The 25,071-nt window shown below is 64.3% G+C and carries 24 protein-coding genes; 14 read left to right on the plus strand and 10 right to left on the minus strand.

The window, feature by feature from the left end:
- The first annotated feature begins 34 nt into the window (after positions 1-34).
- Positions 35-2,632, plus strand: a complete 2,598-nt coding sequence (locus tag RFN30_RS02235; RefSeq protein ID WP_320260504.1) for an AMP-binding protein — start codon at positions 35-37, stop codon at positions 2,630-2,632.
- A gap of 24 nt (positions 2,633-2,656) precedes the next feature.
- On the opposite strand, the gene RFN30_RS02240 is transcribed toward RFN30_RS02235, so the two are convergent.
- Together RFN30_RS02240 and RFN30_RS02245 are read right to left on the minus strand one after the other, a co-directional pair.
- Positions 2,657-3,046 (minus strand): SET domain-containing protein, encoded by a 390-nt coding sequence (locus tag RFN30_RS02240; RefSeq protein WP_320260505.1) that lies wholly within the window; start codon positions 3,044-3,046, stop codon positions 2,657-2,659.
- A 102-nt stretch (positions 3,047-3,148) separates the two neighbouring features.
- Positions 3,149-5,260, minus strand: coding sequence for a S9 family peptidase (locus tag RFN30_RS02245; protein ID WP_320260506.1), 2,112 nt, complete (start codon positions 5,258-5,260; stop codon positions 3,149-3,151).
- 144 nt (positions 5,261-5,404) lie between these two features.
- Here RFN30_RS02245 and RFN30_RS02250 point away from each other — a divergent pair, with 144 nt between their 5' ends.
- Entirely contained in the window at positions 5,405-5,749 is a 345-nt protein-coding gene (locus RFN30_RS02250) for an SH3 domain-containing protein (protein ID WP_320260955.1), read from the plus strand.
- A 418-nt stretch (positions 5,750-6,167) separates the two neighbouring features.
- The gene (locus RFN30_RS02255) at positions 6,168-6,596 is read left to right on the plus strand and encodes a Ros/MucR family transcriptional regulator (protein WP_067320912.1); all 429 of its coding nucleotides are present in this window, start codon (positions 6,168-6,170) and stop codon (positions 6,594-6,596) included.
- 106 nt (positions 6,597-6,702) lie between these two features.
- On the opposite strand, the gene RFN30_RS02260 is transcribed toward RFN30_RS02255, so the two are convergent.
- Positions 6,703-7,131, minus strand: a complete 429-nt coding sequence (locus RFN30_RS02260; RefSeq protein ID WP_320260507.1) for a SufE family protein — start codon at positions 7,129-7,131, stop codon at positions 6,703-6,705.
- 257 nt (positions 7,132-7,388) lie between these two features.
- Entirely contained in the window at positions 7,389-7,772 is a 384-nt protein-coding gene (locus RFN30_RS02265) for a DUF5330 domain-containing protein (protein WP_320260508.1), read from the minus strand.
- Between the two features lie 533 nt (positions 7,773-8,305).
- Between RFN30_RS02265 and RFN30_RS02270 the strand changes: the two genes are divergently transcribed.
- From RFN30_RS02270 to RFN30_RS02280, 3 genes are all read left to right on the plus strand, one after another.
- Complete coding sequence (locus RFN30_RS02270) at positions 8,306-10,045, plus strand: PAS domain-containing sensor histidine kinase (protein WP_320260509.1); 1,740 nt, start codon at positions 8,306-8,308, stop codon at positions 10,043-10,045.
- Positions 10,020-10,805 (plus strand): peptidoglycan-binding domain-containing protein, encoded by a 786-nt coding sequence (locus tag RFN30_RS02275; protein WP_320260510.1) that lies wholly within the window; start codon positions 10,020-10,022, stop codon positions 10,803-10,805. Before RFN30_RS02270 ends, RFN30_RS02275 begins: the two co-directional genes overlap by 26 nt.
- Positions 10,806-10,873: 68 nt before the next feature.
- Positions 10,874-11,221 (plus strand): DUF1491 family protein, encoded by a 348-nt coding sequence (locus RFN30_RS02280; RefSeq protein WP_320260511.1) that lies wholly within the window; start codon positions 10,874-10,876, stop codon positions 11,219-11,221.
- 10 nt (positions 11,222-11,231) lie between these two features.
- Here the strand turns inward: RFN30_RS02280 and RFN30_RS02285 are convergent, their stop codons facing one another.
- From RFN30_RS02285 to RFN30_RS02300, 4 genes are all read right to left on the minus strand, one after another.
- Positions 11,232-12,239, minus strand: coding sequence for a DUF2336 domain-containing protein (locus RFN30_RS02285; RefSeq protein WP_320260512.1), 1,008 nt, complete (start codon positions 12,237-12,239; stop codon positions 11,232-11,234).
- A gap of 386 nt (positions 12,240-12,625) precedes the next feature.
- Positions 12,626-13,174: a DUF1254 domain-containing protein gene (locus tag RFN30_RS02290; protein ID WP_192248995.1), complete on the minus strand. Its 549-nt coding sequence runs from the start codon at positions 13,172-13,174 to the stop codon at positions 12,626-12,628.
- Positions 13,167-13,751, minus strand: coding sequence for a DUF1214 domain-containing protein (locus tag RFN30_RS02295; RefSeq protein WP_320260513.1), 585 nt, complete (start codon positions 13,749-13,751; stop codon positions 13,167-13,169). Before RFN30_RS02295 ends, RFN30_RS02290 begins: the two co-directional genes overlap by 8 nt.
- Positions 13,752-13,837: 86 nt before the next feature.
- Positions 13,838-15,994 carry a transglycosylase domain-containing protein gene (locus RFN30_RS02300; RefSeq protein WP_320260514.1) on the minus strand — a complete coding sequence of 719 codons (2,157 nt, stop codon included), beginning with the start codon at positions 15,992-15,994 and terminating at the stop codon, positions 13,838-13,840.
- Between the two features lie 270 nt (positions 15,995-16,264).
- On the opposite strand from RFN30_RS02300, the gene RFN30_RS02305 reads away from it, so the two are divergent.
- The 3 genes from RFN30_RS02305 to RFN30_RS02315 all read left to right on the plus strand — a co-directional run bounded on the left by RFN30_RS02305 (position 16,265) and on the right by RFN30_RS02315 (position 18,023).
- Positions 16,265-16,600, plus strand: coding sequence for an ArsR/SmtB family transcription factor (locus RFN30_RS02305; RefSeq protein ID WP_320260515.1), 336 nt, complete (start codon positions 16,265-16,267; stop codon positions 16,598-16,600).
- Complete coding sequence (locus RFN30_RS02310; protein WP_320260517.1) at positions 16,597-17,121, plus strand: SRPBCC family protein; 525 nt, start codon at positions 16,597-16,599, stop codon at positions 17,119-17,121. Before RFN30_RS02305 ends, RFN30_RS02310 begins: the two co-directional genes overlap by 4 nt.
- A gap of 77 nt (positions 17,122-17,198) precedes the next feature.
- Positions 17,199-18,023, plus strand: coding sequence for an alpha/beta fold hydrolase (locus tag RFN30_RS02315; RefSeq protein ID WP_320260518.1), 825 nt, complete (start codon positions 17,199-17,201; stop codon positions 18,021-18,023).
- A 28-nt stretch (positions 18,024-18,051) separates the two neighbouring features.
- On the opposite strand, the gene RFN30_RS02320 is transcribed toward RFN30_RS02315, so the two are convergent.
- Entirely contained in the window at positions 18,052-18,690 is a 639-nt protein-coding gene (locus RFN30_RS02320; protein WP_320260519.1) for a TetR/AcrR family transcriptional regulator, read from the minus strand.
- A 111-nt stretch (positions 18,691-18,801) separates the two neighbouring features.
- Between RFN30_RS02320 and RFN30_RS02325 the strand changes: the two genes are divergently transcribed.
- The 3 genes from RFN30_RS02325 to RFN30_RS02335 all read left to right on the plus strand — a co-directional run bounded on the left by RFN30_RS02325 (position 18,802) and on the right by RFN30_RS02335 (position 23,294).
- Positions 18,802-21,213, plus strand: coding sequence for a GcvT family protein (locus RFN30_RS02325; protein ID WP_320260520.1), 2,412 nt, complete (start codon positions 18,802-18,804; stop codon positions 21,211-21,213).
- Positions 21,214-21,225: 12 nt separating this feature from the next.
- Positions 21,226-22,779: a trimethylamine methyltransferase family protein gene (locus RFN30_RS02330; protein WP_320260521.1), complete on the plus strand. Its 1,554-nt coding sequence runs from the start codon at positions 21,226-21,228 to the stop codon at positions 22,777-22,779.
- 107 nt (positions 22,780-22,886) lie between these two features.
- Positions 22,887-23,294 carry a DUF3168 domain-containing protein gene (locus RFN30_RS02335; RefSeq protein WP_320260522.1) on the plus strand — a complete coding sequence of 136 codons (408 nt, stop codon included), beginning with the start codon at positions 22,887-22,889 and terminating at the stop codon, positions 23,292-23,294.
- A gap of 118 nt (positions 23,295-23,412) precedes the next feature.
- Here RFN30_RS02335 and RFN30_RS02340 read toward each other — a convergent pair whose 3' ends face one another.
- Positions 23,413-23,799 carry an ester cyclase gene (locus RFN30_RS02340; protein ID WP_320260523.1) on the minus strand — a complete coding sequence of 129 codons (387 nt, stop codon included), beginning with the start codon at positions 23,797-23,799 and terminating at the stop codon, positions 23,413-23,415.
- A gap of 219 nt (positions 23,800-24,018) precedes the next feature.
- Here RFN30_RS02340 and RFN30_RS02345 point away from each other — a divergent pair, with 219 nt between their 5' ends.
- On the plus strand, positions 24,019-24,318 hold the full coding sequence (locus RFN30_RS02345) for a hypothetical protein (protein ID WP_320260524.1): 300 nt from the start codon (positions 24,019-24,021) through the stop codon (positions 24,316-24,318).
- 81 nt (positions 24,319-24,399) lie between these two features.
- Positions 24,400-25,065, plus strand: a complete 666-nt coding sequence (locus RFN30_RS02350) for a response regulator transcription factor (protein ID WP_041002188.1) — start codon at positions 24,400-24,402, stop codon at positions 25,063-25,065.
- The last annotated feature ends 6 nt before the right edge of the window (positions 25,066-25,071 follow it).

Raw genomic sequence — 25,071 nt, forward strand, 5'->3', positions numbered from 1 at the left:
TTCGAGCCAATTCCCCGCGGACCGAAGCTTGCCCATGCCCTCCATCGACCTTGTGTCCGAATTCACCCATGACGAGCAGCGTGCGGCGCTCATCTTCGCCGGCGGACGCACGCTCTCCTACAGGGAACTCGGTCGCCTTGCGCTACGCTTCGCCTCGCGGTTGGGGCAAGGACAAAAGCGGCTCGTGGCTATCGCCGCGGAAGCTTCCGAGCATGCGGTCGCCGCCTATGTTGGAGCTCTGCAGGCAGGCCATGCGGTGGCCATGCTGCCGCCTTGCGACAGGCGGCTCTGGGAAGATTTCCTGACAGCCTTCCAGCCGGATTTCACCTATCGGCCACGCGACGGCCGCTGGCGTCTTGTTGAGGAAGCCCGGCCCGCTGGAGATGCAGAGCCGCTGCATCCCGATCTCGCACTGCTGCTGATGACGTCCGGCAGCTCGGGCGCCGCCAAGGCGGTCAGGCTTTCCTACGGCAACCTCGAATCCAATGCGCGTTCGATCGCGGCCTATCTCGAGCTCTCTTCCTCCGACCGGGCCGCTCTCGTGCTGCCACTCCACTATTCCTACGGGCTGTCGGTCCTCAATTCGCATCTGATTGCGGGTGGTAGCATCCTCTTCCCCGGCATGTCGGTCATGGACAGCGATTTCCTCAGGACGATCGACGATGGCGGCTGCACGAATCTGTCTGGTGTCCCGTATTCTTACGAACTTCTGGAACGGGCGCGTTTTCGCGACGCCGGGCTCAAGTCATTGCGCATGATGACGACGGCGGGCGGACAGCTCCGCCCCGACCTCATCCGCACTTACCGGGACCACATGCGCGCCAGAGGCGGCCGCTTCTTCGTCATGTATGGCCAGACCGAGGCGACGGCGCGCATCGCTTTTGTGCCGCCGGAGAGCCTTGCCGACAAGGAGGATCGGATCGGCGTGGCCATCCCGGGCGGCAGCCTTGGTATTGTCGATGCTGAAGGCGAGCCGATCAGCCGATCGGGCATTCCCGGAGAGCTCGTCTATCGCGGTCCGAACGTGATGATGGGTTACGGCGCGCAGCGCCGCGATCTTGCGCGCGGCGCCGAGGTCGAGACCCTGAAGACTGGCGACATTGCCGTAGAGGACCAGCACGGTTTCTTCCGCATCGTCGGGCGCAGAAGCCGTTTCGCCAAGATTGCAGGCCTCAGGATCGGCTTCGATATCATGGAGCAGGCGCTGGAGCGGGCGGGCATTGCCTCTGCAGTGGTTGGCGACGATCGGGGGTTGCAGGCCTATGTAATCGGCGCCGGCTTGGCGGGGAGAGCACAGCGCATCCTTGCAGAGGTCAGCCACTTGCCGGCCAATCTGGTTCGGGTTGCGACGCGCGAAGACTTTCCCAGGCTTGCCTCCGGCAAGATCGACTATGCCTGCCTCCAGCGGGAGATGTTGGAAGGGCGGACGGAAATCCGCTGCGAGAGCGGCGGCCTGCTCGGCGCCTACGCCCGCGTGTTCTATCCGCTCGCCGTCGGCCGCAATGACAGCTTTGTCTCCCTCGGCGGAGACTCTCTTCGGTTCCTGCAATTGGCTCTGGAACTCGAACGCCTAGGCATGGACTTGTCGGACGGCTGGGAACGCTTGAGCATTGCCGAACTCGCGAACTGCCAGGCGGATGCGCGGCTTGCCGAACAACGGCACGCAAGCGAGATGCCGACTGATTTGGTGCTGAGGGTTATCGCGATCCTGCTGGTGGTCGTGCATCACGAGACGCTGTGGCCTATCCCCGGCGGCTCCGGCGTCATGATGCTGCTTGTCGGCTATAGTCTTGCGCGTTTCCAGTCGGCCCATTTCCTCGCTGGTCGAATCGGGCGCGCGCTGAAACCTGCGATCGGCGTCCTGATCCCGTATTTTCTCATTGTCGCCGCTTACGCCGTCGCCTGGCAGGTGGCCCCCTGGGCCTCGCTGACGCTTACCGGCAACTTCGGCTATGCCGAGCCGGAACGTCACGAGATGATCCCGTATCTGTACTGGTTCGTCGAGGCCTATGCGCAGACGCTCCTGCTCTTCGCCCTCATCTTCGCCATTCCTGGAGCGCGCAAGCTTACCCGAGCTCACCCCTTCGTTTTCTCGCTTGGCCTTTTGGTGTTTGCCGCTGCCGCGCGCTTTTCAGTCCCTTTGTTCGTCGATCTGGGCAACCGCCAGATATTCACGATCTATTGGGTCTTCCATCTGGCTGTGTTTGGTTGGTGTGCCGGTTTTGCCGATACTCCTGCGAGAAAGCTGACTCTGACTGCGCTTGCCACCGCTGTGCTGGGTTATTTGGCCTTCTGGGAGTCGGTCTGGCTGGGGACTACGGTCAAGTATCTGATGATCTTCGCGGCGCTTTTGGTTCTTCTTTACCTGCCGCGTGTTCGCCTGCCAGCCGGGGTAGGGCGGGTGGTTGCGCAGATCGCTGTCGCGGCGTTTCCGATCTACCTATTCCATCGCTTCGTTCCGGAACTGTTGATGGCGCCTGTCGCAGGCGCGCTGCCGACTCCTGTTTTCCAACTGCTGGCGATTGCCGGCGGCATCGGCACGGGGCTCCTCGCCGGAAAGGCCTTGGCAGGCATGCGGTTCCTGCGCGGCAGATTTGCCATGGGTGGCCAGCCGGAATTGCGCTCCGCCTGAACCACCTCTTCTACACCCGCGCTGCTACGGGTGGCGGTCGCCCAGGAAGTCGAAGCCGTTCTCGAAAAAGTGGTTGTAGTCGCAGGTCAGCTCCTCGCCGGGCCCGATGTCGCGCAGCGCGTAGGTCTCTTCGGGCGAGGAGACATCGCAGTTCGGCTCGTCCGCATGGTTCATGTAGCGCGCGTCGTCCGCCTCGAAGACGATGTAGTTGGGGTCGAGCCGGTCCGGGTAGGAGTAGCGGTCGAGATAGGACTTCACCGGGCCGCTTTCGCCCTCATAGGTGTCGACGGGAATGCGTCGGTCGAACCTTGGATCGAGCTTCCAGATCAGCGTGCCTTTTGAAATGCGATGTTTGGCGAAGACGCCGATGCCCTGGATGGGCGATTTGTCGAGATAGACGTCGACGAGCAGCATGACGAACCCTGCGAATGACAGATGGCGCGGCCTGAAAAGGCCGCAACCAAAAAACGACGGCGCATTGCGTAGCGCGTGGCCCTTGCGATTGCGAGGGAAAAATCAGGCCTTGCCGGTCACTTTCAAGGCATAGGCGTAGATATACGCGATCTCCTCCAGCCGGGAGAACCTGCCCGAGGCGCCGGCATGGCCGGAGTCCATGTTGATCTTGAACAGCACCGGATTGTCGCCGGCCTTGCGGTCGCGCAGCCGCGCCACCCATTTGGCCGGCTCCCAATAGGTGACGCGGGGGTCGGTCAGGCCTGCCAGCGCCAGGATCGGCGGGTAATCGAGCGCCGCGACATTGTCGTAGGGCGAATAGGCCGCGATCGTGCCGTAGTCGTCGGCTGACGCGATCGGGTTGCCCCATTCCGGCCATTCCGGTGGCGTCAGCGGCAGGTTGGCGTCGAGCATTGTGGTGAGCACGTCGACGAACGGCACCTCGGCGACGATGCCGCCGAAGCTTTCGGGCGCCATGTTGGCGATCGCCCCCATCAGCATGCCGCCGGCCGAGCCGCCCTGCGCGACGATGCGATCGTGCGACGTGTAGCGCTCGGCTACCAGATGGCGCGCTGAGGCGATGAAATCGGTGAAGGTGTTCATCTTGTGCCGACGCTTGCCGTCCTCGTACCAGCCATAGCCCTTGTCCTTGCCGCCGCGCACATGGGCGATGGCGTAGACGAAGCCGCGATCGACCAGCGACAGGCAGTTGGTGTTGAAGGCGGCGGGAACCGTGATGCCATAGGAGCCATAGCCGTAGAGCAGGCTGGGCGCCGAGCCATCAAGAGGTGTGTCGCGATGATGGATCAGCGAGATCGGCACCAGTTCGCCGTCGGCGGCGGGCGCCATCAGCCGGCGCGTGACATAATGCTCCGGGTCATGGCCTGAAGGCACTTCCTGCGTCTTCAGCAAAACGCGCTCGCGGGTGCGCATGTTGTAGTCGAACAGCTGCGCCGGCGTCGTCATCGACGAATAGGTGAAGCGCATCACCTCGGTGTCGTATTCGTAGGAGCCGGAAAGGCCTAGCGAGAAAGCCTCCTCGTCGAAGGAAATGAGATGCTCCTCGCCGGTTGCCCGATCGCGCACGACGATGCGCGGCAGGCCCTCCTTGCGCTCCAGCCTGACCATATGGTGCTTGAAGCCGAGCACCGACAGGATCAGCCGGCCGGGCTCGTGCGGCACCAGTTCCTGCCAGTTGGCGCGCACCGGGTTCTCCACCTGCGCGGTCATGATCTTGAAGTCCTTGGCGCCGTCGGCATTGGTGAGGATGAAGAAGACGTCACCGCCTTCTTCCAGATCATATTGCAGGCCGGTCTCGCGCGCGGCCACCAGCTTCGGCTCGCCGGACGGCTCGTCGGCGCGCAGAAGCCGGTATTCGGAGGTTTCATGGTCGTTGATGCCGATCATGATCCAGTCGTTGGAACGTGTGCCGCTGACGTCCATGAAGAAGCCCGGATCTGTCTCTTCGTAGATCAGCCGGTCGTTCTCCGGGCCGTCGCCAAGTGCGTGGAAGAACACTTTTGACGGGCGATGGTTGTCGTCGAGGCGGGTGTAGAAGAAGCCGTCGTCTCCAGCGTTCCACACGCCGCCGCCACCCGTATCCGGGATGCGGTCGGACAGTTCCTTGCCGCTGGCGATGTCGCGCACGCGCAGCGCGAAGAATTCCGAGCCCTTGTCGTCGAAGGCCCAGAGCAGCTTGCGATGGTCGGCCGAATGGTCGACGCCGCCGAGACGGAAATAGGGCTTGCCCTCGGCTTCCGCGTCGCCGTCGAGCAGGATCTCCTCGGCGCCGCCGTCGCGCGCCGTGCGGAAGTAGCGCGGCTGCTCGCCGCCGAGCTTGAAGGACGAGCCATAGGCATAGGGACCGTCCTTCATCGGCACGGTGGAGTCGTCCTCCTTGATGCGCCCTTTCATCTCGGCGAACAGCTTGCTTCGCAGCTCGGCCGTGTCGGCCATCAGCGTCGCCTGGTAGGCATTCTCGGCCTCGAGATGGGCGCGGATCGCTCCGTCGAGGAGCGATGGATTCCTGAACATCGCCAGCCAGTTATCGGCGCGCATCCAGGCATAGTCGTCGGTGCGGGTGATGCCGTGGTGCACATCGAAGACGGGGCGTTTCTCGAGGCGCGGTGGGTTGGCTGTCGGGAAGGCGGCCAGGAAGGTGGAAGGTCTGGTCATTACGTCTCGCTGTGGATTTGCCCGAAATTTGCTTGAATGGCGAATGAACACGCCGCTCAGCAGCGGTTCAAGGGGCGGGGTTCAAGGTGGTCTGCAGAAAGTAAGTCGAAGGGGGAAAAGATGAAATCCTGTGTTTGCGCTGCGATGGCTTTTGCTGTCGCTTCGACAGTCCTGGCCCTTTCCGGCCAGTCTCATGCAACCGTGTTCGCCGCCTGGCAAGTGGCTGGCGTGCCGTTCGGCGACACGCTCAACGCGCGCAAGTATCCGTCAAACACATTGCAAAAACAGGCGGCTTATCCAAATGGTACCGTCCTGCAGATGACCGGTCGCTGCACCGGTGGGATAGACCTGCTCGACATTGCCGGCCAGCCGTACTGGAAGCAGCGGCAGGCGATCCGCTATCGCTGGTGCGAGGTCTGGCACGATCCGGCGCAGAACGGTCATTTCGTCACCGGCTGGGTCTACGGCAAGTACATCACACCCTATTGAGATGTTCGTCGAGGCCACTTGGTTGTTTGACGCGAGGACGAATGTCCGCAGCCTGCGGTCCACAGGATTCTTTATCCTCGCCGCCCAAGCTAGCCAAGCATTAGTCAAGCATTGAGAACCTTGTCTGGCGCCACCTGAGGTGTAAAAACATGCTTGACGCTACGTCAGGCTGCACTGGTCTGACCAGAAAAATCTCGCTAAGTTACACCACGAACGAATTTTTGAAGCTGAATCGGCAATATTTGATGAATATCGCCGAATATAACTCAATAGGTGAATTGACTTACTTGCAGCACAGCGTCATTAGGATGAGGCGACGCGAATCGCAGGGCTTGCCTGCATGAAATTCGCGCGATGCCCGATCCAGAAAAAGGGCGCAGTCTAGAAACAAACAAACTCTCGTTGGGGCCTGAGCACAATGGATATCGTCGAAACACCTTCAAGGAATGGTGACGCGCTAATCGAGCTGACCGCCGATGTTGTCGCGGCCTATGTCAGCAACAACCCGGTGCCGGTCGGCGAACTGCCGAATCTGATCGCCGATGTACATGCCGCGCTCGGCCGCGTCGGCGGCACGACGGAGCAGCCGTCGGCCGAGAAGCAGAAGCCGGCCGTCAACCCGAAGCGCTCCGTGCATGACGACTACATCGTCTGTCTCGAAGACGGCAAGAAGTTCAAATCGCTGAAGCGCCACCTGATGACGCACTACAACCTCACCCCGGAAGAATATCGCGAGAAGTGGGGCCTGGACGCCAACTATCCGATGGTCGCTCCCAATTACGCCGCGGCCCGTTCGCAGCTGGCCAAGAAAATGGGCCTCGGCCGCAAGCCCAAGGGTCGCCGGTAGCGGCTTGTACCTCCGGCAAAGCGACGGCGCCCACGGGCGCCGTTTGCTTTTGAATTCCAGGAAAGCGCGCGGCGGGTTTTCCGTGAACCGCGCGATTTGGGTTGAGTCAGGCGGTTTGCTTCAAAGCCGCTTCGGCGTCGCGCTTTATGCGCTTGACCATCGAGCGAAGGCCGTTGGCGCGCTGTGGCGACAAATGCTCGTCGAGGCCGAGCTCTTTCAGCGTCACTTCCGCGTCGGTGTTCCGGATTTCGCTGGCCGGCCGGCCCGAGAACAGCGCCAGCATGATGGCGACGAGGCCGCGCACGATGTGGGCGTCGGAATCGCCCTGGAAGCTGATCACCGGATCGATGCCTTGTCCCTGCTCGGTAATCAGCCACACCTGGCTCACGCAGCCCGGCACCTTGTTGGCCGGCGTGCGCTCAGCCTCGGGAAACGGCGGCAGCGCCTCGCCGAGCTCGATCACATAGCGGTAGCGATCCTCCCACTCGTCGAGCAGGGAAAAGTCGTCGCGGATCGTTTCGATCGAAGTCGTCATTGCCCGCATATAGTGACCCGGCGCCGCCGCGTCACGGAAAAAGAAGACGCCGCGGGCGTCGAGAGGTCGGACGGGCCCGCGGCGTTAGAGCAATTCCAGGAAAAGTGTGAAACGGTTTTCCGTCCGGAATTGCGCCAAAACTAAAGAAGCGCAATTCCAGGAAAAGTGTGAAACGGTTAGGTTCGGCGACTTCGCCGTAGCCTCCGTCCGGAATTGCGCCAAAACCAAAGAAGCCGAGTGAACGGCTGAAAGGAAGCTCAGTTCTTCATCACCGGGATGTTGACCTTGGCGGGCAGCACAATGTTCTCGGCAACGCTGCCAGTAGTCTCGGCAGAGGTTTCCGCCACTTTCGCCTCTGGCGCGGCCGGCTTCTCGGAGTGCTGGTCGTCGAGCATGCCCGCGGCGATCCTGGCGGTTTCCTGGGCGCGGACGGTGATGGTGTGCATGGCCGATTTGCCGGTCTCGCAGACGTCCGGCTTGCGCTCGCAGATGCCGGCAATGTCGCCGACCGCCTCGCGCGCCGCAAACAGCGCCTGGATCGGTCCGACCGCCTCGCGGCCATCTTCGTCTGGGCCGACGCTGAGCGGCAGCGCCAAGAGCACCAGCGAAAACCAGAAAGCCATCCTGATCAGAAAGCCCATCTCAATGCCCTCTCGTCCGTGACCGGATCATGCATCCATCGGCATGACCTCTTTTATGGGCGGGATAGTGGCACGGCCACGCAAAGGACGGTTTGCGCCGAAGCCGCGAATTTTCTTCAAATTTTAGATAAATTCGAAAGGATTGGTTTTCGAGTTTGATTTCATTCAAATCTCATCGATTGCATTAACTTTATGATAACCATATAAGTGGTTGTTTCAAAATGAAAATTTAGAAAATAAGCATCGCCAGGAAGGGATTTTCGGGAAGCCCGGCGCGCGTGTTGCGGCTAACGCTCCATTTACCATGGCGGCAGATCGACGGGCTTTGCGGTGCCGGCGTCCCAATATTTGCCGCGGGCGAGGCGCTCGCCTCGTCTGCCTTATCCATTCCTTAAACGCTGGGTGCGAGTTTCAAGCCAATCAAGAGTCGCCTGCAAAGCAGGGCAGTTTCACGACCGGGTACGAGTGCGTTGAGTTCGATTACGGCCAGATACGTTCATCTGCCTGGGGCGATTGCCGGCGGTTGCGAACGCATGGTTCATCCGACCGTCACGGGTGAGGCCGATCGCCTGCGCCAGCGCCGCTTCATCGGCGTCATGCTCGCCGCTCCCTTTCTCGCCGCGGGCGCGGCGGTGACGCTGGTCACCTCGAGCCTGGGTGCCGCTGTTACCGTGGCCGCGATCTTCGGCGCTTTCGGTTTATGCTGGTTCGCAGCGCTCCTCGTCGCCGCCACCGGCCACATGGCGTTCGCCGGCCGTGCGGCGATTGCGATGGGTGGCTTCGCCCTTGCCGGCGCGATTGCCGCGGCAGGTGGCCTTGCCTCGCCGGTCGCGTTGCTTGCCGTCGCCTTGCCGGTCGAGACCTGGTGGGTCGCCGGATCGCGTCGCGCAGCATTTGCGGGCGCGCTGGCTGCTCTCGCCGCCATCCTGCTGCAGCCTTTCGTGGCCCAGTTGCCGCTCGGCACGACCGGGACCGCCCCCTGGCACTGGCTGCTGCCGCTTGCCTGGGCGCTTACGCTCTTGCCGCGCGCGGCGGCCTTCGCCAGTCCGGCCAGCGCGCGTCAGGCGGAACCTGTGGCCGACCGTCTCGAAGAGATCATCGACGCCGTCGTGCTGCGCGCCGGCCGCCAGGGCGAAGTGCTCGACGCCTCGGCCAAGGCGCGTTCCGTTCTGAAGCTGGCGCCGGAGCTCTTGCTCGGCACGGGCCTGTTCGAGCGCATCCATCTTTCCGACCGCGTCGCCTATCTCACCGCGCTCGCCGACATGCGCGAGGGCGCGCTGAAGCGCCGGCTCGATTTGCGCATCCGGCTGCCGCGCGACGGTGGCGGCTCGGCCGACAATTTCCGCCCGTTCCGCCTGGAATTGATGCGCGGCGCGCTTGAGCAGGACATCTTCACCCTCCTGCTTCGAGAGAACGACGACGTCGCGGCGCTGCGCGAAGAGCTTGCTTCGGCAAGGGAAACCGCGGCTGCCGCCGAAGTGGCCAAGGGCCGTTTCCTGGCGGTGGTCAGCCATGAGCTGCGCACGCCGCTCAACGCCATCATCGGCTTCTCCGACATGTTGCTGCACGAGATGTTCGGCGCCTTCCGCGATCCGCGCCAGAAGGAATATGTCGGGCTGGTCAGGGAGTCCGGCCAGCATCTTCTGTCCGTCGTCACCTCGATCCTCGATGTCTCGCGCATCGAGGCCGGCGCCTATGCGACCGAGCTGGAACCGTTCCGCTTCGGCGACGCCGTCGATATGTGCCGCTCGATGATGCGGCCGCTGGCCGACGCCAAGAGCATCGCGCTCGGGGCGCAGATCGCGCCGGACGCCGGCGAGATCAATGCCGACCGCCGCGCCATCCAGCAGATCCTGATCAATCTCGTTTCGAACGCGGTGAAGTTCACGCCCGATGGCGGCAGCGTGGTGATCGGCGCCAAGCGCGTCGGCTCGCGGCTGCATTTCTGGGTGAGTGACACCGGCATCGGCATCGCCGAGGACGATATGGCCAATCTCGGCAAGCCGTTCATGCAGATCCAGAACGACTATACGCGCCGTTTCGAGGGAACCGGGCTCGGCCTGTCGCTGGTCAAGGGCCTGGTGACGCTGCATGAGGGCACGATGTCGATCGAGAGCGCCCCCGGCGAGGGCACGACGGTGACGATCAGCCTGCCGGTGAACGGACCGAAGCGGCGCTCGGGCGCGCCATCCGGTGTGCTGCCGATGCCGGTTGCAAAGCCGAAGGGGGATGCAAATGGGGACAGCAATGGCTCGCTCCGCAAGACGGCCTAAGGTGGTCGAACCCGAGCGCGGCGTCCTTGCCGAGGGCGCTGTGGCGGTTGGCCAGATGATCTCGCGCAATCCGGTTCTGGTCGGCGGCTCGACCGCCTTCCTGGTGACGCTCTTCTACGTTTCGGCCAACGCGCTCTGGTACCAGCCTTTTCCGCACACGGGCACCTTCTTCGCCACCAGGAGCATCGAGAATTTCCCGCGCACGGTGTCCGACGAGCCCGAGACCACCATCAACATCGTGCGGCAGGCGCCGGCGCAGCCGGCTCCGAAGCCCGATCCGGTCGTCCAGCAGGTGCAGAGCATATTGAAGGACCTCAATTTCTACGACGGCACGGTCGACGGCCTCACGGGGCCTGCCACGCGCAAGGCCATCCAGGCCTATCAGCTCAAGGTCGGTTTGCCGGCATCCGGCGACATCGACGGCGCGCTGCTCGATCAACTCGGCGCCAGGCAAACGACGTCAGCCATTCCGCATCCGGCGCCGCGTCCGGCCGCCAACGCCGCTCCGGCCGCCAAGCCGGTCCCGATCCCGATCTCCGCGCCAGCCGACGGCACTACACAGACGCCGGATGCCCGCATCGTCAAGATCCAGGCTGGCCTGAAGGCCTTCGGCAATGACGACATGCAACTCGACGGCGTCGTGGGCGCCCGCACCAAGGCCGCGATCAAGGAGTTCCAGGCGCTGTTCGGCCTGCCCGAAACCGGCGAGCCGGACGAAGCGGTCTACGCCAAGATGCGCGAGATCGGTCTGACGAACTGAGGGCGTCGGCCGTTTCGGTTCCTTTGCCGATGCTGTAAGGAACCGCGCATGCCGTCCGGAACCTTGCCATGCGCGTGACCACCGATCTTTGGGTATCGGCTTTGCTGCGCCGTGTCTTCACCGCCGGCGGCTTTGCCGCCGTGGTCAAGCGCGGCGCGACGGAAGCAGGCACCGTCTTCGTGCTGTCGCGCGGGCGGCTGGGGGAGGTCGCCCTCTACGGACCGGCGCCGCAGACGAGCTACGATTCGGCCAAGCCTGATGAGCGCTTCTTCACCTTGCTCGATTCCGGCGACGATGCTTTGGCATTCGATGCGCGGCTGGAGAAGGAAAAGCGATTCGATCCGGACATCTGGGTGGTCGAGATCGAGGCAGGCTCCGTTCCGGTCGAGGAGCTTGTTTCCGTGAAGACCGAGTAGACCCCGAGGTTCAGGACGCCTTGCGGTCGGCGGCCTTTTCATCGGCGTTCGACGCCTGACGCCCGGCGCTAGTCGTTTCGATGGCGTTGCCGCGGATCGCCCGCGATATCGTCTCGGCTTTCCAGGCCCGCACCTTGTCGAGCGCCGCCTCGCGATGCAGCAGCCGGTAGCGGTCGAGGAACAGCCGGATCGCCTGCGGATGCGGGAACTCGCCCGGATAGACCGCCACCGCGATCAGGAAGGCCCTGTCCTCGCTGAGGTCGAGCGCCCTGAGCGCCGACAGCAGCGCCGCGTAGCCCGAGTGCTCGGTGATCGAGCGCGCCGTGGCGAAATCGATGTCGAGCGCATCGGCAAGCGCTGTCTGGAAGAAGGCGGCGTTGCCTGTCAGCGCCGTCTCACGCAGCCTCACATAGGTCGGCTGGCCAAGGAACAGGTTGACGGCGACGCCTTCGCCGGCAGGCCGCATCATCGAGCGCAGGCGGCGCCGCGCGTTCTCCTCGGACACCCCGGGATCCGGGCGGCTGTCTTCCTTCGTGGAAGCGGGCTCCGGTTTAATCGGCGCGAGCTTCGTCACCGTCTCCGGCGGCCGCGTCTTGACCAGCGTCGGCTTCTCCAGCGCGCGGATCAGGTGGGCGATGGTCGCGTTGAGTTCCTTGCGTCGCGCGATCGCGCGCGCATGCGGCAGGCCGTGGCGGCCGATCAGCGCGATGAGGTCGATATCGCTCAGCGCATTCGAGCGGGTGAGCAGCGGCGCGGCGATCTCGACCGGTTCTTCGGCCAGCCGCCGCACCAGCGCGGCCGGCGCATACTCGCATTCGGAAAGCGCGGCGGCGACGTAGCGGCGCGATTCGACCGAGACATCGTCGAACAGCGGCAGCGTCAGATCCTCGAGCTGGGCGATCTCGCGCCGCGAGGGGCGCGTGAGCGAGCAGAAGGCCGAGACGGCGGCGCGGAACAGCCTTTCGGCTTTTCCCGCTTCGGTCCGGATAGCGATTTGCCTGAAATCCGAAGATGACACGGAGGATACGCCCGATACTCGACACAGCCCTGGCCCCGCGCAATTCGGCCGGGCCGGTTTCGCGTCTCCAGGGAACAAAGATCAAATTAGCCGCGATCCGTTAGCGCTCCGTTAACCCTCTGCCCGCCTTAATCAACTTTGGAGGCGTTGCGTTGTGCTCCGGTCAAACCGAGAGGAATGCGCGAACCATGGGCATGGTCCTGTCTTTTGTGCCGAGAACGGCACCGGTTAATCGAGTAACTCACGCTGCCGACACAGCGGCGGCGGTCATCATCTTCCCCGGCGTCCGCTACGAGCCGCAGCCGCAGGTCGGCGTGGCGCGCCAGGATGGCCCGGACAAGCCGGGAGCGCCCCGGCCTCCAGTGCCGCATCACTGACGTCACTCCTCAGTAGTCCTGCAGCTCGCAGGCGCTCTGCTCGAGGAAGCGTGACACGATCGGCTTCCAGCTGTCGTCCGGAACGAAGGCGCGGACGACAACGATGCCTTCCTCGATGGGCGCCTCGACGAAGATCGCGCCCTGAAGCTCCTCCGGAAGATCGCGCCGCACGTCGATCATCTGCGCCGGTGTCAGCACCACAGCATCGAGCTTCTCGCTGTTGGCGTTGTGGTCGTTGAAGGAATAGATGTTGTGGCCGCTGCGGTCATAGACCGAGGCCGACCAGAACGGCACGTCGCCCGGCGCCCGGATCCGCACCAACCCGTCGGCGAGATCGAAGCGGCATGCAGCCGCGTAGAACATCGGGTCGACCGACTTCACCACCGGTGCGCCGCCGGCCTCCGCGTCCAGCCGCGTCATCTTGTAGAGGTCGGAGGCCATTGCCAGCCGCGACCAGGCATCGCGCTCGGAAAATTCCGGCACCAGGAACAGCACCGCGATATGCACGATGCCGGCGCCGAGCAGGCCAAGGATCAGGGCGTGCAGCAGGCTACGCATGGCAGCCCGCCTTCAGGATGCGCGGCAGCGTCACGTCGGAAAGCCCGGTGCTGCTCGCGATCGGCGTATCGTAGAAGGTCAGCACGAAATACATCTTGCCGAAGCCGGCCGTCAGCAGCCAGTTGCCGGGGGCAGGGCGGTCGCCGACCGAGATGACGACCGAATTGTCGGGCTGGCGCAGCACCTCGTAGGATTGCAGCGCCGCCTGCCTTGCCTTGCCGGTATCGATGACGCCTAGCGACTGGTCGGCGGCATAGAGCGTCCAGAACCGGGCGGTCGGATAGCCGCCTTCGATCGTATAGGCGCATTGCCGCTTCAGCGGCGCGCCGGCCTCGTCGCGCTCGGCGACGAAGGCAAGCCCCTCCGCCCGTCCGAGCGCCAGCACGCCCTCGCGCGCCACGCGGGCCTTCGAATAGGGGTCGGCGGTCTGGGTGCCGATTTCCGGAAAGGCGGTCCATCGGCCGATGCGGATCGCGCCGACGCCGTCCTGTGCATTGAGTGCATACCAGACGCTGCCGCCGCCAAGGCCGATGGCTATGGCAAGCGAAAGCAGCGTGAGGAATGCGTTTCTGAGCATGAGGGGCCGGAACAGAGAAGGTAGCTCGGGATATCGCGGCGTGGGGCCTCGTGGCAAGCCGGCTTGGACATGCGCAGGACCAAAACCTAAAGCGCCGACAGGGTCTCCGGCAGGGTGGGTGCGTCGAGCACAGGTGCCGACTGGAACACCTTGGTCATATCCCTCAGCGTCTGCGTGGTGCGGCTGGAGAGAACCGGCGGGCGCTCGGCTTCCGCCTGCGCCTCAGCATCGGTTGCCGCCTTCTTCGCCGCTTCCTCGGCCTTGGCCGCGACCTCCGGGTCGACCCAGGGATGATCGATCCCGGGGATCGGCTTCAGGTCGATATTCTGGTGCGCATAGACCATAAGGCGCTGCCAGACCATCGCCGGCAGCGAACCGCCGGTCATCTTGTTGGTCGGCGTGAAGTCGTCATTGCCGAGCCAGACGGCGGCCGTGTAGTTGCCGGTGAAGCCGACGAACCAGGCGTCGCGATAGGACTGCGTCGTGCCGGTCTTGCCGGCGACGACGATGTTGGGAAGCTGGGCGCGTCGTGCCGTGCCAATCACCGGTACCGCAGCCAGCATGGTGTTCATGTATTTCAGCGCTTTTTCCGACAGCACACGGTGCGGCGCCGGCGCGTCCTTGGTCCAGTCATAGACCACCTCGCCGGTGCGGGTGACGAGCTGGGTGATACCGTGCCTGGAGCCGACGAAGCCGTTCTGGGCAAAGACGCTGTAGCCCGTCGCCTGGTCCATCACCGTCATCAGGGACGTGCCGAGCACCATGGTCTTGTGCGATTCCAGCGGCGATTCCACGCCCATCGATTCGGCCATCGCCTTGATCGGTGCGATGCCGAGATGATCCTTGGCGAGCCGCACCGGCACGGTGTTGATCGACTTGGCGATTGCGGTCAGCAACGTGACATTGCCGGCCGATCCGCCGCTGTAGTTATGCGGCGACCAGTTACCCCAGCTGACGGCGCCGCCGGAGACCACCGAGTCCGGCGTAAAGCCGTGCTCCATCGCGGTGGCGTAGACATAGGGCTTGAAGGACGAGCCGGTCTGGCGCAGCGCCTTGGTGGCGCGGTTGAACTGGCTGGCGCCATAGTCGCGGCCGCCGACGATGGCGCGCACCGCACCATTGGTCTCGATCACCACCACCGCGCCTTCGGTGACGTTGTATTCCTTGCCGAACTGCCTCAGATGGAACTCGACCGACTCCTCCGCCGCCTTCTGGATATTGGCGTCGAAGGTTGTATGGGCGACCAGCGAGTGCTGGCCGGGCTTGGCGATCTTCTTGACCTCGTCGAAGGCCCAGTCGAGGAAATAGTCCGGACTCTGCTTCTCGCCGCGGTCGACGACATCTGCCGGATGGAGGCGTGCCTGCAGCACCTGGCCCTCGGTCATGAAGCCGGAATCGACGAGGTTGGAGAGCACCACATTGGCGCGTGCGCGGGCCGCCGGCAGGTTGATGTGCGGGGCATATTTGGTCGGCGCCTTGAACAGGCCGGCAAGCATTGCCGCCTCGGCGAGGTTCAGGTCCTTGACGCTCTTGCCGAAATAGAAATCCGCCGCCGCCTCGATGCCGAACGTGCCGCCGCCCATATAGGCGCGATCGAGATAGAGCTGCAGGATCTCCTTCTTGGAGAGGTTGGCCTCCAGCCATAGCGAGAGGAAAGCTTCCTTGATCTTGCGCTCGAGGGTGCGCTCGTTGGAAAGGAACAGGTTCTTGGCGAGCTGCTGCGTGATGCTGGAGCCGCCCTGGACCACCGAATTGGCGCGCACATTCTCGAAGATCGCCCGCGACAGGCCGAGCACGTCGATGCCGTAATGGTCGAAGAAGCGCCGGTCCTCGGTCGCCAGCACCGCCTTGATGACGATGTCCGGCATCTCGTCGACCGGCACGGAATCGCGCTGGATGATGCCGCGCTGGCCGATCTCGTTGCCGTAGCGGTCGAGGAAAGTGACGGCGAAGTCGCCCTGGTTGCGCCAGTCGCCGGCGGTGATCTCGAAGGCCGGCATCGCCAGCGCCAACAGCACCACGAAGCCGCCTGCGCCCATGGTGAAGCCTTCGCTCAGCACCTCGATGATGGCGCGCCGCCAGCCATGCAGGCGGAACCGGCGGGAAAAGATGGTTGCCGCTTCCCAGAATTGGCGCGCCTTGAAGCCGATTTCATAGAGCGAGGAATCGAGCCACGCGTCGACGGCAAGAGCCGCCGAGGCGATCCGGCCTCTTCTCTCGCGTGGTTTCGAAGGACTTGCCATTCCAGACTTCCGCCCCAATGCGCTTTCGACCGAACCCGCGTGGACGGTTCGGGCGCCACCCCTGCGCGACTAATCGACCATTTTAGCACTGCTCACAAGGACAGCGAAGCCACACCCAAGCTTTGTTGAACGCTAAGGCCGGGCGGCCCGCCTTCGCGGGCCGCTTGCGTGGGCTTCTGGGATATCGCGCCGCGATGCGGGACGTTGGCGGTTGACGTCAGCGAGCGATCCATTATAGAACTACATAGTTCCAGAACTAAATGGTTCCATATGACCGTTTCCCTCGATCATACATTTGCCGCTCTTGCCGATCCGACGCGCCGGGCGATCCTGGCTCGCCTGCTCGACGGGGAAGCGTCCGTCGCCGAGCTGGCGCAGCCCTTTGCGCTCACCGTGCGGGCAGTTTCCAAGCACGTCGGTGTGCTGGAGCAGGCCGGTTTGGTAACCCGCAGCCGGGCGGCGCAGAAACGGCTGAGCCGGATAGAGATCAAGCCGTTGCGCGACATTGACCGCTGGCTCGCTGACTACCGGAGGCTCTGGGAAGAGCGGTTCGATCGCATGGAGGATCTTCTGAGGCGCGAACAGGCGGAAGGGATGGGGGAATGAGCGCGCGACAGACAGTTGCGTCGCAAGCCGAACGCAGCTTCACGATCGAGCGGACATTCGCCGCGCCGGTCGAGCGCGTGTTCAGTCTGTGGACCGATCCGCTGTCTGTCGCGCAATGGTGGGGCATCAAGGACTGCACCATCCCGTATTGCGCGCTCGATGTGCGGGTCGGCGGCAGATGGCGCATCGATATGCGCACCGCCAGCGGCGCGCTCTATCGCAATGAGGGCGAATATGTCGACGTGGTCGCGAACCGGCGGCTCAGCTACACCGACGAACCGGACCCTGAATTGCGGGAATGGGCCGGCAACCCGCCGGGACAAAGCCTGCACACGGTCACGTTCGAAGCCGACGGCGCGAGAACCCACGTCCGCTTCGAGGCGATGCTGGCAAGCGCCGCCGACCGGGAGCGGCTGCTGGCGCTGGGTATGCGCGGCGGCTGGATGCAAAGCTTCGACAGGCTGGAGCGCGAGCTCGGCCGGCTCGCGACGCCGCAGCACGCGGCTGTGCCGCCCGAATGACAGACTGACCAACCGAAACAATTGTGGAGTGCCCCATGCAGCAGGCCGTGCAAACACCGAGGGAGCGTGACGCGCCCATGGCAGGCCGCGCAGCCGACGCGCCAAGGGCCCAAAAGACCATTTCGGCCGACGGCACGCCGATCGCCTACGAACGCCAGGGGAAAGGCCACCCGCTCATCCTCGTCGATGGCGCGCTCTGCTCCCGCGGCATGGGTCCGAGCCGCCCGCTTGCCGCGGCACTGGCAGCGCATTTCACGGTGTTCGGCTACGACCGCCGCGGCCGGGGCGAGAGCGGAGATGCTGTGCCTTATGCTGTCGAGCGCGAAGTGGACGACATCGAGGCCGTGCTCGATGCGGCAGGCGGAGAGGCCTTCCTCTGGGGCACCTCGTCGGGCGCCATGCTGGCGCTGATGGCCGCGGAACGTCTACCAGGTGTCAGGAAGCTTGCGCTCTACGAGGCGCCTCTGATCATCGATGACAGCCGCCCAACCACCGAGGCCGACTGGGCCGGCATCCGGACGGCTGTGGCCGCCGGGCGTCGCGGCGATGCGGTGCGCATCTTCCTCAAGTCGGTCGGCATGCCGCGCCCGCTCGTCTTTCTCATGCGCCTGACGCCGATCTGGTCGAAGCTCAAGGCAGTGGCGCATACGCTGCCTTACGATGGCGCCATCGTGGCCGATGATCAGCTCGGCAAGCCGCTGGTCCCCGGCCGGTGGGCCTCTATGATGGCGACGACGCTGGTGACGGATGGCGGCAGGAGCCCGCCCTGGATGCGCCACGGCAACAAGGCCCTGGCCGATGCCCTTCCGAATGCCCGTTATCTGACACTGGCTGGACAGAACCATATGCTGAAGCCCAACGCGCACGTGCCCGTGCTGGTGGACTTCTTTTACGGGGCATAGCAGCGACGCTGACTTTGCGGACCCTTGATCACCGCGCCGCGATGAAGCGCATGAAATGCGCCACATCCGCTTCGGTCGGCTCCTGGCCGGTGAAGGAGCGCAGATAGGCGGCGAGATGGCTGACGCGGGCCTCGACCGGCTCCTTCAGGTCGAGCACGTAGTAGCCGATCTGCATGTAGTAGAGCACGCGGGCGCGAATGAAGGCGTCCTCGTCGTCATAGCCGTGCCGGCGGTACATGTCGCGGATGGCGGTGAGGCGCTCGTCATCGGCCTGGTCGATCATCCGCCGCACGTCGGCCGAGCGCCTGGCCCATTCGCGGACGGCGAAATCGAGCCTCGGGTCGAACATGCGCTCGTCGGCCCAGCATTCGAAGACGTTCATCACACCCATGATGATGGTCTCGGACGGGCGCCGGGCGCGCTCGACGATCGCCGTGGTGTTGGTGTCGTGCCAATGCTTGAGCAATTGGTCGAGCAGGTCCTGCCGGCTTTCGAAATACCAGTAGAAGCTCGATCGCGACACGCCGAGCTTTTGCCCGAGCGTGAGCACGCGCACGCTCTCGATGCCGTCTGAAATCAGCGTCTCTAGCGCCAGATTGATCCAGTCCAGGCGCGTGACCTTGATGTTGGCGGGCGCCGGCTCGGACTGCGGAGCGGTCATGATCATGGCCGCACAATAGGCACGGTACGAAACTCTGCGCAAGCGCTGGACAGAAGTGTCTAGACACATATGTCCAGCAGGTATATCGTGAGGGCTTCCAACGAGAGGGAGAGGCTCGTGAAATCGCATTACCGGGCAGTCGTCATCGGGGGAGGCGTGGTCGGCGCCTCTGTGCTCTACCATCTCACGCGCTTCGGCTGGAGCGATGTGGCGCTCATCGAGCGCGCCGAGCTGACGGCCGGCTCGACCTGGCACGCGGCCGCCGGCTTCCACGCTCTCAATGCCGATCCGAACGTCGCGGCGCTGCAGGATTACACGATCAAGCTCTATCGCGAGATCGAGGCGGAATCCGGCCAGAATGCCGGGCTGCACATGACCGGCGGCGTCAACATGGCGAGCGACCCGCAGCGCTGGGAATGGCTGAAATCGGCCTGGGCGGTGTTCCAGTCGGTCGGCATCGAGACGGCCCGCCTGGTGACGCCTGAAGAGATCAAGCAGATGTGCCCGATCGTCGATGTCAGCGATGTGCTGGGCGGCCTTTACGACTCCAACGAAGGCCATCTCGACCCTTACGGCACGACGCAGGCCTATGCGGGCGCCGCGAAGAAGCGCGGCGCCGACGTGATCCTGCGCAACCGCGTCGTCGAGTTGATGCCGCGCGCCGAAGGCGGCTGGGACGTCGTCACCGAGAAAGGCACCATCGTCGCCGAGCATGTCGTCAACGCCGGCGGCCTGTGGGCCAAGCAGGTCGGGCTCATGGCCGGCGTCGACCTGCCGGTGACGCCGATGGAGCACCACTATTTCGTCACCGAGGACATTCCGGAGGTCGCTGCCCTCGACAAGGAACTCGGCCTCGCTGTCGATCTCGACGGCTTCTCCTATCTGCGACAGGAGCGCAAAGGCGTGCTGCTCGGCGTCTACGAGCAGAACCCGAAACATTGGAACATGGACGGCGCGCCCTGGGATTACGGCATCGAGCTGATCCCCGAGGACATCGACCGCATCAGCCCCGAGCTTTCCAAGGCCTATCAGCGCTTCCCCTGCCTGGCGAAGGCCGGCATCCGCAAATGGGTGAACGGCGCCTTCACCTTCACGCCGGACGGCAATCCGCTGGTCGGTCCGGTGCGAGGTTTGAAGAACTACTGGGTCGCCTGCGGCGTCATGGCAGGCTTCAGCCAGGGCGGCGGCGTCGGCAAGTCGCTGGCCGAATGGATGATCTACGGCGAGCCGCAGGCCGACATCTTCGGCATGGACATCGCCCGCTACGGCGCCTTCGCCGCCAACCGCGAGTATCTGCGGCAAACGACGGGTCAGTTCTATGCCCGCCGTTTCGTCATGACCTTCCCCAACGAGCGGCTGCTGGCCGGCCGGCCGCTGAAGCGTCCTGGCGCCTATGACGGCATGAGCGCCGCAGGCGCCGAATGGACGGCGTCATGGGGCCTGGAGATCCCGGCCTATTTTGCGCCTATGGGGTTCCGCGAGGAGACGACGCTGAAGCGCTCCAACGCCTTCGACATCGTCGGCGACGAGGTATTGCAGGTGCGCCGCGCCGCCGGCCTCGTCGATACCACGGCCTTCTCGCGCTACGCCGTGTCCGGACCTGGCGCCGAGGCCTGGCTCGACCGGCTGCTCGCCTGCAAGCTGCCGAAGCCCGGCCGAGCGAAGCTCGCACCGATGCTCGGCCGCGACGGGCGCCTGAAGGGCGATCTCACCGTGCTCAACTGGGGCGGCGGCGACTACTGGGTCATGGGCTCCTATTACCTGCGCGAATTCCATATGCGCTGGTTCGAGTCGCATATGGCGGACGGCGTTTCCGTCACGGATATCTCGGACGCGATGTCCGGCTTCCTTGTCACCGGACCCAACGCAAGGAAGATCGTCGAGCGCACCACCCATCAGGACATCTCCGCCAAAACCTTGCCCTTCATGGCCTGCGGCGCGTTCGACGTCGGCATGGTGCGCGCCCGGGTGGCCCGGCTGTCGATCGCCGGCGAACTCGGCTTCGAGATCAACTGCCCGGCCACTCTGCATTCGACCCTGCGTGAGACGCTGCTTGCCGCCGGCGAGGATCTCGGCCTCGCCGAGATCGGCTACTACGCGCTCAACGCGCTGCGGCTGGAAAAGAGCTTCGGCATCTGGTCGCGCGAATTCACGCAAGGCTACACGCCCGGCCAGACCGGGCTCGACCGCTTCATCGCCTTCGACAAGGGCGATTTCATCGGCCGCGAAGCGGCGCTCAAGGAAAGCGCCGCGGGCGTCGGGCGACGGATCGTGACGCTGGAAGTCGACGCGGTCGACGCCGACGCCAGTGGCTTCGAGCCGGTCTGGCACAAGGGCCGGCGCGTCGGCTTCGTCACCTCGGGCGGCTATGGCTACACGGTTCGCAAGAGCGTCGCCCTGGCGTTGCTGGATGACGAATTCGCCGGGGAGGGGACGGAGCTTTCCGTCCACATTGTCGGTGTCGAACGGCCGGCACGCGTCATCGCGGCCTCGCCATACGATCCGGACGGCAAGGCGATGCGGCAATGAGGAGGAGCTGCCATGGTTGAAGACGTCGCACGCGACCTGAGGCGCGAACGGCGGCGCGGCCGCACCGGCGAGGCCGGCAGCGAATCCAGCCGCCGCCCGAACTACCGCGCGCTGAAGAACCCATTCCTGCCGCAGCCCGTCTTTTCCGACGACCAGGTTGCCGCGATCCACGACACAGCGCTGCGCGTGCTGGAGGAACTCGGCATCAAGGTGCTGCTGCCTGAAGCGCGCGCTATCTTTGCCCGGTCCGGCGCACTGGTCGACGAGGACAGCCAGATGGTGAAGATCGGCCGCGACATCGTGACGACGGCGCTTGCCGCCGCGCCGCGCTCGATCCCGGCGCGGGCCGGCGATCGCTCCCGCGATCTGGATCTCGAACTCGGCACCATGACTTTCCTCGCCGGCTGCGGCGCTCCCAACGTCACCGATCTCGAGCGCGGCCGGCGGCCGGGCACGCTCCAGGCCTTCGAGGATTTCATCCGGCTGGTGCAGCATTTCGACGTGCTGCATATGCTCGGCCCCTGCATCGAGCCGCAGGATGTCGACACCCGCTTTCGCCACTATGCCACCGGCCGGGCGCAACTGACGCTGTCCGAAAAGGTGCCTTTCGTCTTCGCGCGCGGCACGCCGCAGGTCGAGGACAGCTTCGAGATGGTCCGGCTGGCGCGCGGCCTCTCGGAAGACGAATTCCATAACGGCGCCTATTGCTACACGGTCATCAACACCAACTCGCCGCGCCAGCTCGATATTCCTATGGCGCAAGGCATCATCGACTTTGCCCGTGCCGGCCAGATATCGATCATCACGCCCTTCTGCCTGGCGGGCGCCATGGCGCCGATCACTGTCGCCGGCGCGCTGACCCTGCAGCACGCGGAGGCGCTGGCCGGGCTGACGCTTGCCCAGATCGTGCGCCCCGGCGCGCCGGTGGTCTACGGTTCCTTTTCCTCCAACGTCGACATGAAGTCGGGCGCGCCGGCCTTCGGCACGCCGGAGCACGTCAAGGCCACGCTTGGCGCCGGCCAATTGGCGCGCTTCACCGGCCTGCCGTGGCGCTCCGGCGGCGGCAGCGCCGCCAATATTTCCGACGCGCAGGCCGCGCATGAGACGCAGTTCGCGCTGTGGGGCTCGGTGCTTGCCGGCGCCACCGTCTGCATCCATGCCGCCGGCTGGCTGGAAGGGGGCTTGAGCGTCTCCTTCGAGAAGCTGATCACCGACATCGAGGCGCTACAGACGGTCGCCGAGCTTTGCGCGAAAACGCCTGGCGACGCCGACGCCATTGGCTTCGACGCCATCGCCGAGGTGCAGCCCGGCGGGCACTTCTTCTCGGCCGCCCACACCATGACGCGCTACCGCACCGCCTTCTACGAGCCGCTGGTGGCCGACTGGTCGAATTTCGGCAATTGGACGCAGTCCGGCGGCAAGACTGCAACCGAGCGCGCCACCGGCATCTGGAAGCGGATCCTTTCCGACTTCCAGCCGCCGCGATCCGCTGCAGCCACCGCCGGTGCGCTCGACGAGTTTATCGCCAGGCGCACCGAAGAGGGCGGTGCCGCGCCGGTGTCGTAGTCCCCCGTTCACGCTATTGCCAAAACGATTCGCGATCTGGCATCGGATCGCGAGCGTGTTAGGTTGCCGGTCAGACTGGCGATAGGGCTTTTGACGATGGACGGTAGATGACGGCGCCTGGCGATTTGATGCAGGCCTTGTTCCTGCGACTGAAGACCGATGCGTCACTGTCGGCGCTGCTGGGTGGCGCCGGCTTGCTCGAGCAGGCGAGCGCCAAGGCGGCCTTTCCGCACGTCACCTACGGGCGCACCAGCGCCTTCGACCTGGACACCGGCACTGACAACAACGACGACCAGCTCATCACGCTGCATGTCTGGTCGAAGGCGCAGGGCGAGGCCGAAACACGGCTCATCATGGACAGCATCAAGGCACGCCTCGACGGTGCGGCACTCTCGATCGGCCCGCGCGGCCAGACGCGCCTGTCGCTGGAATTCGCCGAGGCGCGCTATGATGATGACCTGGAGGTCCATCACGGGCTGCTGCGTTTTCGCGCGCTGACGCAAGAGAGTGGTTGAGACCGAACCTGCTCTAGCAGGTTGATGAAAAAGTCTCGGAGATACCCGTTTTGACTCTGATCTGTGCCGGGTTTGATTCCGATACGTTCCCTGAACAAAACAGTTTTTCAACAGCCTGCTAAAGCTGAGCCTGGATCGCGGCCTTGTCGATGACCGACCAGACCTCGCATATCCGCCCATCCTGGAATTCATAAAAGACGTTCTCGGCGAAGGAGACGCGCTTGCCGTTCACCTGCAGGCCGAACAGAACGCTCTTGGGCCTGCAGTCGAAATGCAGGCGCGCCGCCACGCGTGGCGGTTCCGATACCAGAAGCTCGATGTTGAAACGCAGATCGGGAATGGACTCGAAATCGCCTTCCAGCATGCGGCGGTAGCCCGAAAGCCCGATCGTCTCGCCGTTATGCTGCACCGCCTCGCCGACGAAGCGGCCGAGATTGTCCCAGTCCTGTTCGTTGAGGCAGGCGATGTAGCCTTTGTAGCGGTCGGCAAGGTCCTCACGCGTCATGGCATACTCCGTTGTCGCTCTCTTTACGGACGCTAATTAGAGCACAATCGCGCGCGCGAAAACCGTAGCCGCGCCGGTGCTTTTCCGGCTATGAATCCGGGGCTTGGCCTGAGGGGGCCACGGCAGCAAGAACAAATATTATGGGGGCATGGCGGGCATGGATTTTCGGCCGTTCACCGTTCATTTCACGTTCAGCACAGATGCGTTAGAACCGTGATCATGAAAACGTTCCGCTCCCATATCCGCGCCGCGACACTGACGCTTGCCGCAGCGGGCCTTTTTGCGTCGCAGGCGATCGCCGTGCCGGCCGTCGAGCCGTCGGCCGATGAGCCGATGGTGCTTGCCGCCAGCGATTGCTACGCGATCGGCCAGCAGGTCGCGGCGCAAAATGGCGGCACGCTCGCCAAGGCCTCGCAGGCGACGCGCGGCGGACAGCAGGTGTGCGTCATCGTCGTGCTGGTGCCGGGCAAGGACGGCCAGCGTCCGCGTCGTTCCGAGATCGTGGTGCCGCTGAACTGAGCCCCTTTCTCTTAGCAGGCTTAAAGTTTCCTTGGCCGGCGGAATCGGCCTATACGTCTATGCAACAACAGGCTTCAACCCATGCGCGTGCTCGTCGTCGAGGATGACAAGGATCTGAACCGCCAACTGGCGGATGCGTTGGTCGATGCCGGCTATGTCGTCGACCGCGCCTATGACGGCGAAGAGGGGCATTTCCTCGGCGACACCGAGCCTTACGATGCCGTCGTGCTCGACATCGGCCTGCCGCAGATGGACGGCATCAGCGTGGTCGAGCGCTGGCGCCGCGGCGGGCGCAAGATGCCCGTGCTGATCCTCACCGCGCGCGACCGCTGGAGCGACAAGGTGGCCGGCATCGATGCCGGCGCCGACGACTATGTCACTAAGCCGTTCCATATCGAGGAGGTGCTGGCCAGGGTGAGGGCGCTGATCCGCCGCGCCGCCGGTCATGCCTCGTCCGAACTCACCTGCGGGCCGCTCAGGCTCGACACCAAGGCCTCCAAGGCAGACGTCAACGGCGTGCCGCTGAAGCTCACCTCGCATGAGTTCAGGCTGCTAGCCTATCTGATGCACCATATGGGCGAGGTGGTGTCGCGCACCGAGCTGGTCGAGCATCTCTACGACCAGGATTTCGATCGCGATTCCAACACCATCGAGGTTTTTGTCGGGCGGCTTCGCAAGAAGATGGGCATCGACATGATCGAAACCGTGCGTGGCATGGGCTATCGCATGCGAGAACCGGAGGCGTGACGCGGA

The organism is Mesorhizobium dulcispinae (assembly GCF_033977345.1).
GTDB classification, from domain to species: domain Bacteria; phylum Pseudomonadota; class Alphaproteobacteria; order Rhizobiales; family Rhizobiaceae; genus Mesorhizobium; species Mesorhizobium dulcispinae.

Coding starts and splice junctions, on each gene's coding strand:
- RFN30_RS02235 (WP_320260504.1), top strand. CDS start 35: ATGCCCTCCATCGACCTTGTGTCCGAATTCACCCATGACGAGCAGCGT.
- RFN30_RS02240 (WP_320260505.1), bottom strand. CDS start 3,046: ATGCTGCTCGTCGACGTCTATCTCGACAAATCGCCCATCCAGGGCATC.
- RFN30_RS02245 (WP_320260506.1), bottom strand. CDS start 5,260: ATGACCAGACCTTCCACCTTCCTGGCCGCCTTCCCGACAGCCAACCCA.
- RFN30_RS02250 (WP_320260955.1), top strand. CDS start 5,405: ATGGCTTTTGCTGTCGCTTCGACAGTCCTGGCCCTTTCCGGCCAGTCT.
- RFN30_RS02255 (WP_067320912.1), top strand. CDS start 6,168: ATGGATATCGTCGAAACACCTTCAAGGAATGGTGACGCGCTAATCGAG.
- RFN30_RS02260 (WP_320260507.1), bottom strand. CDS start 7,131: ATGACGACTTCGATCGAAACGATCCGCGACGACTTTTCCCTGCTCGAC.
- RFN30_RS02265 (WP_320260508.1), bottom strand. CDS start 7,772: ATGGGCTTTCTGATCAGGATGGCTTTCTGGTTTTCGCTGGTGCTCTTG.
- RFN30_RS02270 (WP_320260509.1), top strand. CDS start 8,306: ATGGTTCATCCGACCGTCACGGGTGAGGCCGATCGCCTGCGCCAGCGC.
- RFN30_RS02275 (WP_320260510.1), top strand. CDS start 10,020: ATGGCTCGCTCCGCAAGACGGCCTAAGGTGGTCGAACCCGAGCGCGGC.
- RFN30_RS02280 (WP_320260511.1), top strand. CDS start 10,874: ATGCGCGTGACCACCGATCTTTGGGTATCGGCTTTGCTGCGCCGTGTC.
- RFN30_RS02290 (WP_192248995.1), bottom strand. CDS start 13,174: ATGCGTAGCCTGCTGCACGCCCTGATCCTTGGCCTGCTCGGCGCCGGC.
- RFN30_RS02295 (WP_320260513.1), bottom strand. CDS start 13,751: ATGCTCAGAAACGCATTCCTCACGCTGCTTTCGCTTGCCATAGCCATC.
- RFN30_RS02300 (WP_320260514.1), bottom strand. CDS start 15,994: ATGGCAAGTCCTTCGAAACCACGCGAGAGAAGAGGCCGGATCGCCTCG.
- RFN30_RS02305 (WP_320260515.1), top strand. CDS start 16,265: ATGACCGTTTCCCTCGATCATACATTTGCCGCTCTTGCCGATCCGACG.
- RFN30_RS02310 (WP_320260517.1), top strand. CDS start 16,597: ATGAGCGCGCGACAGACAGTTGCGTCGCAAGCCGAACGCAGCTTCACG.
- RFN30_RS02315 (WP_320260518.1), top strand. CDS start 17,199: ATGGCAGGCCGCGCAGCCGACGCGCCAAGGGCCCAAAAGACCATTTCG.
- RFN30_RS02320 (WP_320260519.1), bottom strand. CDS start 18,690: ATGATCATGACCGCTCCGCAGTCCGAGCCGGCGCCCGCCAACATCAAG.
- RFN30_RS02330 (WP_320260521.1), top strand. CDS start 21,226: ATGGTTGAAGACGTCGCACGCGACCTGAGGCGCGAACGGCGGCGCGGC.
- RFN30_RS02335 (WP_320260522.1), top strand. CDS start 22,887: ATGACGGCGCCTGGCGATTTGATGCAGGCCTTGTTCCTGCGACTGAAG.
- RFN30_RS02340 (WP_320260523.1), bottom strand. CDS start 23,799: ATGACGCGTGAGGACCTTGCCGACCGCTACAAAGGCTACATCGCCTGC.
- RFN30_RS02345 (WP_320260524.1), top strand. CDS start 24,019: ATGAAAACGTTCCGCTCCCATATCCGCGCCGCGACACTGACGCTTGCC.
- RFN30_RS02350 (WP_041002188.1), top strand. CDS start 24,400: ATGCGCGTGCTCGTCGTCGAGGATGACAAGGATCTGAACCGCCAACTG.